The following is an 8,782-nucleotide window of genomic DNA, read 5'->3' on the forward strand; positions in this document are numbered from 1 at the left end:
CGGCCCCGCCGCGTCACGGCGAGACCGACCCGCGATTCTGCAACAGCCCGCCAAGGAGACGAGGGATACATTCGCTCGGAACAACCGGGGTGGGACGGCTACGACGGGGAGGCACCCGCCGGCGCCCCGGCGACCATGACCACCGCGGGCAGGGCGCCGACCGCGAGCTCGATGAACTCCTCGCGGGTGATCTGCGGATCGCGCAGCCATTCGATGGTGGTGTCCTCGACGAACGCGATCCATCCGCGCACCGCGAGATGCACGGCGGGGGTCACCTCGATCCCCAGCATCGGCAGGTGTGCGGCGGTGCGCTCGACCATCGCGGTCCGGGTTTGTTCGAAGACCTCGGTCATGTCGGGGTCGCTGCTGGCGGCCCCGCGCAGCATGGACACGTAGGTGTCGCGGCGTTCGGTCACGTAGTCGACGTAGGCGACCAGGGTGCCGCGCAACATCGCGATCGGATCGAGACTCTCGTCCGGGGCGGTGCGTTCGAGCATGTCGCGGCTGATGTGCCGGACGATCTCGACGTGAAACTCGTGTTTGCTCGAGAAGTAGTGGAACAGCAGGCCCCGGGACACCCCGGCCTGATCGGCGATGTCGTCGACGGAGATGTGTTCGAGCGGCCGCTCCGACAGCATCTGCACACCCAGATCGATCAACTGCGCACGGCGCTGGTCCGGGCTGAGCCGGGTGCGTTTGGGGCCGGAGTTCTTCACAAGTGCCATGCAAGCACCTCTGTTGAATTAGAGTCAACAATGCTATTGACCATCCCTCAATAGGGACCTACGCTCGGATACATGAGTCTTCCGGTTACAGATATCTCCGCTGCCGGCGCCGCCGTGCGGCAGGTCGAGACCTTGATCATCGGCAGCGGGTTCGCCGGACTCGGGGCCGCCATCCGCCTCACCCGCGCCGGTAAGGACTTCCTCGTCCTCGAACGCGGCACCGAGGTCGGCGGCACGTGGCGCGACAACACCTATCCGGGTGCCGCGTGCGACGTGCCGTCGAATCTCTACTCGTACTCCTTCGCCCTCAACCCGGACTGGACCCGCTCGTTCTCGCCGCAGTCGGAGATCCAGCGCTACATCACCGGGGTCGCCGACAAGTACGACGTGCGGCGCCGCACGGTGTTCGGGTGCGACGTGCTCGGCGCGCGCTGGAACCCCGCGACCTTCCGCTGGGACGTGCACACCACCACCGGTGACTACAGCGCGAAGGTGCTCGTCTCCGCCGTGGGTGCGCTGTGCGAGCCGTCGCTGCCGGACATCCCCGGCATCGACAGCTTCGACGGCGAGATCTTCCATTCGGCACGCTGGAACCACGACGCCGACCTGACCGGCAAACGGGTCGCGGTGATCGGCACCGGCGCCTCCGCGATCCAGATCGTGCCCGCGATCGCCGGCCGCGTCGAATACCTGGACGTGTACCAGCGCACCGCGCCGTGGATCCTGCCCCGCGCGGATCGCGAGTACACGACCGTCGAACATCTCGCGTTCAAGTACGTGCCGGGCGCCCAGCGACTGTCGCGCGCCCTGCAGTACCTCACCCGCGAGACGCAGGTGGTGGGCCTGGCCAAGGCCCCGATCTTCATGAAACCGCTGGAGTTCGCGGCCCGCCGGCACCTGCGCCGGCAGATCCCCGATCCGGAACTGCGCCGCAAGGTCACTCCGAATTTCCGGATCGGCTGCAAGCGCATGCTGATCTCCAACAACTACTACCCCGCGCTGACCCGCCCGAACGTGGACCTCGTCACCGACGGCATCGCCGAGGTGCGTCCCGACGCCGTCGTCACCCGCGACGGCACGGTCCGGAAGGTCGACGCGATCGTCGTCGCGACCGGCTTCCACGTCACGGACTCCCCGACCTTCGCAGGCATCGTCGGCAAGGACGGCCGCTCGCTGGCAGAGGTGTTCGACGAGACCGGCATGCAGGGTTACAAGGGCAGCGCGGTCGCGGGCTTCCCCAACCTGTTCTTCCTCGTCGGCCCGAACACCGGCCTGGGCCACACCTCGATGGTGTACATGATCGAATCGCAGCTCAACTACGTCGTCGACGCGGTCGAAACCCTCGACCGGCACCGCATCGGGACGATCGAGGTCCGGCAGGAAGCCCAGGACGAGTACAACCGCAAGCTGCAGGCCGCGCTGAAGAACAGCGTGTGGAACAACGGCGGTTGCGCGAGCTGGTACCTCGACAAGCACGGCAACAACACCACCCTGTGGCCCGGCTTCACGTTCGAATTCCGGCGCCTGACCAAGAAATTCGATCTCGACGCGTATCGTGGCGTCGCGGCCGCGGACCTCGTCCCACCGGCCGCAGCGATCGACCCCGCGGTGACCACCACCGAGCAGACCGAGCGCAGCAGCGGAAAGGCGGCAGTGCGATGAGTGAATTCGCAGGCAGGGTCGCCGTCGTCACCGGCGCCGGCTCGGGCATCGGCCGGGCACTGGCCGTGGCGCTCGCCGCGAAGGGCGCGCGGCTCGCCCTGTCCGACGTGGACACCGTGGGCCTGGCCGAAACCGTCCGGCGGGCAGAGAATCTCGGCGCCGATGTCCACTCCACCCATCTCGACGTCACCCAGCGCGAGGCGGTCTTCGCGTACGCCGACGCGGTGCTCGAACGGTTCGGCACGGTGAACCAGGTCTACAACAACGCGGGCATCGCATACCACGGCGAGTTCGAACGCACCGAGTTCAAGGACATCGAACGCATCATGGACGTCGACTTCTGGGGCGTCGTCAACGTCAGCAAGGCGTTCCTGCCGCACCTGATCGCGTCCGGCGACGGCCATCTGATCAACGTCTCGTCGCTCTTCGGCCTGCTCTCGATCCCCGGCCAAAGCGCTTACAACGCAGCGAAATTCGCGGTCCGCGGATTCACCGAGTCGCTGCGGCAGGAGATGCTGATCGCCGGCCACCCGGTGCGGGTCACGTGCGTGCATCCGGGCGGCATCAAGACCGCGATCGCCCGCAACGCGACCGTGCCCGACGGTGTCGACCAGGCGAGCTTCGCCCAGTTCTTCGACAGCAAGCTCGCCCGCACCTCCCCGGAGGACGCCGCGAAGACCATCGTCGACGGCGTACGGAAGAACCGCGCCCGGGTGCTCATCGGCGGTGACGCGAAACTGCTCGACGCGTGGGTGCGGCTGCTCGGACCGTCCTACCAACGAGTGGTCGCGAACATCGCCGGCCGCGTGCTGCCGAAGGGGTAGATACCGACATGCCACAGTTCCCGCTGCCGCTCGTGCGCGCGGCCCTGCGTCCGATGTACCGGCTCGTGCTGAGCCCGCGGCTGTCGTATCCGATGCAACGACGGCTGCTCGGGCTGGCGGCACCGATCCAGACGTTGCCGAAGGGCACGGTGGTCCGGAAGATCACCCTCGCCGGCCGTCCCGCCGAACGGATCACGGTCGGTGCGACCGAGCGGCGCACCGCGGTGCTGTACCTGCACGGCGGTGCGTTCACGACCTGCTCCCCGGCCACGCACCGGTCGCTCGCCGCGCACCTGGCCGCAGCGACCGCGTCGGCCGTGTACGTCCTGGACTACCGTCTCGCCCCGGAGCATCCGTATCCGGCGGCGCTCGACGACGCGGTCGCCGCGTATCTCGAGCTCGTCACCGAACACGGTGTGGACGCCGCGAGCACACCGATCGCCGGGGACTCCGCGGGTGGCGGTCTGGCGGTCGCGGCGGCCCTGCGGCTTGCGGACCGGCACGGGGTGACGCCCGCCGCGCTGGGCCTGCTGTCGCCGTGGGTGGATCCGGGCTCGCGCGCGGTGCCGTTCGACCGTGACACCGTGCTCTCGACCGGATGGCTGTTCCCGTCCGCCGAGGCGTATCTCGGCGACGGCGACCCGGCCGATCCGGGATACGCGCCGATGCATGCCGACCTGCGCCCGCTGCCGCCGACGCTGATCCACGTCGGCACGACCGAGGTCTTCTACCCGCAGGTCACCGAGTTCGCGCGGCGGTTGCGGGCGGCCGGTGTCGACGTGCAGGTCACCGAACAGCCGCGGCTGTGGCACGTCGCCCACCTGCAGGCGTCGCTGGTCCGCGAGGCCGCCGACGCGATCGTCGACCTGGGTGAGTTCCTGCGCTCACACATGCTCGCCGAGCCACGCGTCCGCGACGGCGAGGTCTGCGGTGGTGAGTTCTCCGGCGATCACACTCAGCGCATCGAGCTGACGTTCCCCGAACACGTCCCGCCGGAACAACGGGACGACGTTCTGGGCCGCGAACACCGGTGGCTGCGCGTCCTCGGCGGTCGCGTCCTCACCGGGCGCGCGGTCCGGGGCGTCGGCCAGTGCGACGAGGCCGGCATCGACGAGCGCGGGTGAGGCCGTCGTGAGGGCGCCGAGCGCGCCGCGATCGGTCGCCGCGCGCACGGCGTCTGCGTCGGCGACCTGCTCGACGGCGGCGGGCACGCAGCCCGCGGCGGCGAGCGCCTCGAGGCCCCCGGTCGCGGCGAAGCCCGGCGTCGCCGCGACCGTGAGTTCCGCGCAGCGGCCGGCGATCTCGTCGACGCCCGTGACACCCAGCGCGGCCGCCGTCGCGTCGCTCAGCACGAGAACGGCGCGGTCCTGGGCGGTCGCGTAGTCGGCGACCGTCAGGTCGGTGGGCAGTGCCCGGCCGAGCGCGGTGAACACGTCCTCGGCGTCCGTCTGCGGTGCGGACGGGTCGAAGTGGCGCAGTAGCCGGCCCGTGTAGCCGGGGACGAGCGTGACCTCGGCGGCGTCCAGCGCGGCGAGGTCGCCCGGATCGCGGACCGTCACGTCGATCCCGGTGCGACGCAACGCTCCCGCATAGAGCTGGGCGAGCAGCCCGCCGTCGGTCCCGGTTCCCGTGCCGACGACCACGCCGGACGGTCCGGGGGCCTCGTCGAGGACCGGAGACGCGCACCCGGCGACCGCCGCGGCCGCGATCGCCGCCGTTGCGGCCAGGGTTCTTCCCGACCGTGTCGTGCGCTTCGAGTTCGTGGTCACCGTGCCATCCTCGCGCACCGTCCGCAACGCCGAACGCCCCGGTCCGGAAGCCTTGGTGCGGGCTCCGTCCGGGGCGTGCGGTGCGATGCCGCTAGTCGGTGACACCCTCGGCCTTCGCCGCGGCCGCGACGGCCTCGGCGACGGCGGGTGCGACGCGCGGATCGAGCGGGCTCGGAACGATCTTGTCCACCGCCAACTCATCGCCGACAACCGAGAGGATGGCCTCGGCGGCAGCGAGCTTCATGCCCTCGGTGATGCGGCGGGCACCGGCGTCGAGGGCGCCCTTGAACACACCGGGGAAGGCCAGCACGTTGTTGATCTGGTTCGGGAAGTCGCTGCGGCCGGTCGCGACGATTGCGACGTGCTTGCTCGCGACCTCCGGGTGGATCTCCGGGTCCGGGTTCGACAGCGCGAACACGATCGCGTCGTCGGCCATGGTCGCAACGATCTCCTCGGGCACGGTGCCGGCGGAGACACCGACGAACACGTCGGCTCCGTCGAGGGCCTCGATGAGCCCGCCGTGGCGACCGGCCGGGTTGGTGCGCTCGGCGAGGTCGGCCTTGATCGGGCCGAGCTCGGTGCGCTCACGCGAGACGATGCCCTTGGAGTCGAGCACGACGACGTCGGTGGCACCGGCGGCGAGCAGGATGTTGGTGCACGCGACACCGGCGGCACCGGCGCCGGAGACGACGATGCGCAGGTCCGCGATGTTGCGGTTCTGGACCTTGACGGCGCCCATGAGCGCGGCGAGCACCACGATGGCGGTGCCGTGCTGGTCGTCGTGCATGACCGGGCAGTCGAGGGCCTCGACGACGCGCTTCTCGATCTCGAAGCAACGCGGGGCCGAGATGTCCTCGAGGTTCACGGCGCCGAAGCTCGGACGCAGCCGGATCAGGGTCTCGACGATCTCGTCGGGGTCCTTGGTGTCGAGAACGAGCGGGATCGAGTTCAGGCCCGCGAACTTCTTGAACAGCGCGGACTTGCCCTCCATCACCGGCAGCGAGGCGCGCGGCCCGATGTCTCCGAGACCGAGCACGGCGGTGCCGTCGCTGACGACGACCACCAGGCGGTCGGTCCAGGTGTAGCGGGCGGCGAGGGTCTCGTCGGCGGCGATCGCGCGGCTGACCTGCGCGACACCCGGGGTGTACGCGATCGACAGGTCGCGCTGGTTCTCGAGCGGCGACGTGAGCTCGACGGACAGCTTGCCGTCGATGTGCGCGTCGAAGATCTCTTCGTTGGTCAGTTCGACCTTGCTGGGCGTTGGTGCGTCGGACACGATAGACACGATGACACTCCTGCTGGTTCCGTGACCACCCAGGTCGCGGTTACTGCGAAGTAGCTGCGACGATTTACCATTCGTTCGCAGGTGCTTCGCCAAGGACAAATTCTGTGAAGCATCCGGGCGCGATCACGATTACCGCTGTACTACGCTGTACGACTTCCGGAGCGTGATGGCGCCGTGGCTGGTGAGCCCTGGCGACGAGCCCTTGTACAGGGGTCTGCCATCGTCCGGCATCGGGGGGTATCTCCGGCGCCGGATTGGACGCAAGTTTGCCACCTTCACAACGGAACAATCAAATCGCCACACATTGCGAAGCTCTCACTTTTCGAGCGTCCCACCTGTGAGTTTCGACGAAACCGGGGGTCTTGTCCACGTAACGGACGAATTACTCACGGGTAGCAGGGAAGATACGGGGCGTCATCCCCACCACTGCGTGAACATCAGGAAAGCCGCAGTGACAAACACCACAGCGGAACCGGGTAGAGCGGACAGCCCGCGACGGCGATCCGCGGATATCTGAGCCGCGATCACGACGATCGCGGCCACCACGTGAGCCGCCACGGATTCGACGCCCGGCCCCGGCACTCCCCGATTCCCGGCGAGGTACTGGGCGCCGCCCACGACCAAGGCGAGTATCACGACCGCGCCGCACACCAGTCCGGACAGCGTCCGCACCGCGCGCACGGCGACGTTGTCCCGCCGGCCGGCACGATCGAACACCTCCGTCGGCGAATCCGACGCGTCGTAGTACTGATGGTCGTAGTACTCATTGTCGTAGTACTCGGTGTCGTCATTGCCCGCGGCGTAGTACCGATCGTCGTAGTCGTCCCCGTACGACTCGCGGCCCCGCCGACCCCACGCACTCATCCGACGACCACCTCGACACCCGAGGTCCGTGCGATCAGTTCCTCGAGCGCCGCCGGGTGCGTCGTGAATCGGCCGATGCCGATGTCCTTGTTCGCGCCGTGGTAGTCCGACGACCCGGTGACGAACAGCCCGAGGTTCGCCGCCATGTCCCGCATCAGCCGCACGTCCGCGGCGTCGTGATCGGGATGCTCGGCCTCGAGCCCGCCGAGCCCGTGGTCGACGAGTTCCTCGACGTGGTCGAGCGCCAGCAACCTGCCGCGCGCCCGCGCGCGGGCGTGCGCGAGCACCGTCACTCCCCCGGCCGCCGTCACCATGCGCACCGCATCCTCGAGGGCGGTGTCGTCCTTGGGCACGTAGTAGCGGCCCCGCGGCGACAGCAGATCGGTGAAGGCCGCACCGACCGTCGGAACCACCCCGGCCTCGACCAGCGCCCGCGCGAGGTGGGGGCGTCCCGCCACGGGCCCCGCCGCCTCGACGACGCTCTCCGGATCCGGCAGCAGGCCGTCCTCGGCCATCCGGTACGCCATCGCACGGATCCGCCCGACCCGCTCGGTACGGAGTCGTTCCCGTTCCGCTGCGAACACCGGGTCGGCTGGATCGAACAGGTACGCGAGCAGATGCACCGCGACCGGATGCCCGTCCTCACCGCGGCCGGTGCACGACATCTCCATCCCGCGCACCAGCGTCATCCGGGACGGCAGCGCCGCGACCGCCTCGTCCCAGCCCGCGGTCGTGTCGTGATCGGTAAGCGCAACGACGTCCAGCCCCGCCGTCGCGGCGGCACGGACCAGGTCCGCCGGCGTGTCCGTTCCGTCGGAGGCCGTCGAATGGGAATGCAGATCGATGCGCACCCCTCCAGTTTGTCAGGCGCCGGCCGCACACAGCTCGAGGCAACGCCCCGGGCGGCGTCCGCGGGCGGGTTAGCATGGCCGGGCCGAGCTGCCGCGCGGAAGGGAACCGATGCCGAACCTGCCGTCCCGCCGCGACGCCGACTCCCGAGCCGTCCCCGTCCCCGCCGAAGAGGCCGTCGTCGACTGCGCGGTCTACATCGACGGCAGGCGCCTGCCCGGCCGGTACACGCACTCGGACGCGCTCGCCGAGGTGCGCAGCCGCGGCGAGGGCTTCGTCTGGCTGGGACTGCACGAACCCGACGAACACCAGATGACGAGCGTCGCCCGGACGTTCGGCCTGCACGAGCTGATGGTCGAGGACGCGGTGCACGCGCACCAGCGGCCCAAGCTCGAGCGGTACGACGACGTGCTGTTCCTGGTGCTGCGCACCGTCAACTACGTCGAGCACGAATCGGTGACGACCACCAACGAGATCGTCGAGACCGGCGAGATCATGATCTTCACCGGCCCCGACTTCGTGGTGAGCGTGCGGCACGGCGACCATTCCGGGCTGTCCGACGTCCGGCACCGGCTGGAGCAGTCACCCGGCCGGCTCGCGCTCGGGCCCGCGTCGGTGCTGCACGCCGTCGCCGACTACGTGGTGGACAGCTATCTGGCGGTGACCACCCTGGTCGAGCCGGACGTCGACGACCTCGAGGAACTCGTGTTCACGCCCAGCACCCGCATCGCCGTCGAACAGATCTATCTGCTCAAGCGCGAGATCGTGGAACTGCGCCGCGCGGTGGTCCCGCTCGCCACGCCG

At 69.4% G+C, this 8,782-nt stretch carries 8 protein-coding genes and 1 pseudogene; 4 read left to right on the forward strand and 5 right to left on the reverse strand.

All coding sequences use genetic code 11. From position 1 onward, the window contains the following. Positions 1 to 98: 98 nt before the first annotated feature. Positions 99 to 725: a TetR/AcrR family transcriptional regulator gene (locus I0Q12_RS29810; protein WP_197257395.1), complete on the reverse strand. Its 627-nt coding sequence runs from the start codon at positions 723 to 725 to the stop codon at positions 99 to 101. Between the two features lie 72 nt (positions 726 to 797). On the opposite strand from I0Q12_RS29810, the gene I0Q12_RS29815 reads away from it, so the two are divergent. The 3 genes and pseudogenes from I0Q12_RS29815 to I0Q12_RS29825 form a co-directional block, all read left to right on the forward strand. Further along, the gene (locus I0Q12_RS29815) at positions 798 to 2,387 is read left to right on the forward strand and encodes an NAD(P)/FAD-dependent oxidoreductase (RefSeq protein ID WP_197257397.1); all 1,590 of its coding nucleotides are present in this window, start codon (positions 798 to 800) and stop codon (positions 2,385 to 2,387) included. Continuing rightward, the gene (locus I0Q12_RS29820; RefSeq protein WP_197257399.1) at positions 2,384 to 3,211 is read left to right on the forward strand and encodes an SDR family oxidoreductase; all 828 of its coding nucleotides are present in this window, start codon (positions 2,384 to 2,386) and stop codon (positions 3,209 to 3,211) included. The genes I0Q12_RS29815 and I0Q12_RS29820 overlap by 4 nt, the downstream gene beginning before the upstream one ends. Before the next feature lie 8 nt (positions 3,212 to 3,219). Continuing rightward, positions 3,220 to 4,125, forward strand: a pseudogene (locus tag I0Q12_RS29825) (alpha/beta hydrolase fold domain-containing protein); the annotation flags it as partial. Here the strand turns inward: I0Q12_RS29825 and I0Q12_RS34350 are convergent. The 4 genes from I0Q12_RS34350 to I0Q12_RS29840 form a co-directional block, all read right to left on the reverse strand. Beyond that, complete coding sequence (locus tag I0Q12_RS34350) at positions 4,096 to 4,980, reverse strand: glycine betaine ABC transporter substrate-binding protein (RefSeq protein WP_307846633.1); 885 nt, start codon at positions 4,978 to 4,980, stop codon at positions 4,096 to 4,098. The pseudogene I0Q12_RS29825 and the gene I0Q12_RS34350 overlap by 30 nt on opposite strands. A gap of 91 nt (positions 4,981 to 5,071) precedes the next feature. Beyond that, positions 5,072 to 6,265: an NADP-dependent malic enzyme gene (locus I0Q12_RS29830; RefSeq protein WP_197257404.1), complete on the reverse strand. Its 1,194-nt coding sequence runs from the start codon at positions 6,263 to 6,265 to the stop codon at positions 5,072 to 5,074. A gap of 414 nt (positions 6,266 to 6,679) precedes the next feature. Beyond that, entirely contained in the window at positions 6,680 to 7,129 is a 450-nt protein-coding gene (locus I0Q12_RS29835; protein ID WP_197257405.1) for a hypothetical protein, read from the reverse strand. Further along, on the reverse strand, positions 7,126 to 7,980 hold the full coding sequence (locus I0Q12_RS29840; protein ID WP_197257407.1) for a PHP domain-containing protein: 855 nt from the start codon (positions 7,978 to 7,980) through the stop codon (positions 7,126 to 7,128). The genes I0Q12_RS29835 and I0Q12_RS29840 overlap by 4 nt, the downstream gene beginning before the upstream one ends. A 109-nt stretch (positions 7,981 to 8,089) precedes the next feature. On the opposite strand from I0Q12_RS29840, the gene I0Q12_RS29845 reads away from it, so the two are divergent. Then, a partial coding sequence (locus I0Q12_RS29845) for a magnesium and cobalt transport protein CorA (protein WP_197257409.1) occupies positions 8,090 to 8,782 on the forward strand: 693 nt, incomplete at its 3' end.

The sequence above is a fragment of the Rhodococcus sp. CX genome (genome assembly GCF_015865005.1).
Taxonomy (GTDB): domain Bacteria; phylum Actinomycetota; class Actinomycetes; order Mycobacteriales; family Mycobacteriaceae; genus Rhodococcus.

Bases quoted from the DNA above. Each gene is read 5' to 3' on its own strand.
- I0Q12_RS29810 (WP_197257395.1), bottom strand. From the start codon at position 725: ATGGCACTTGTGAAGAACTCCGGCCCCAAACGCACCCGGCTCAGCCCG.
- I0Q12_RS29815 (WP_197257397.1), top strand. From the start codon at position 798: ATGAGTCTTCCGGTTACAGATATCTCCGCTGCCGGCGCCGCCGTGCGG.
- I0Q12_RS29820 (WP_197257399.1), top strand. From the start codon at position 2,384: ATGAGTGAATTCGCAGGCAGGGTCGCCGTCGTCACCGGCGCCGGCTCG.
- I0Q12_RS29835 (WP_197257405.1), bottom strand. From the start codon at position 7,129: ATGAGTGCGTGGGGTCGGCGGGGCCGCGAGTCGTACGGGGACGACTAC.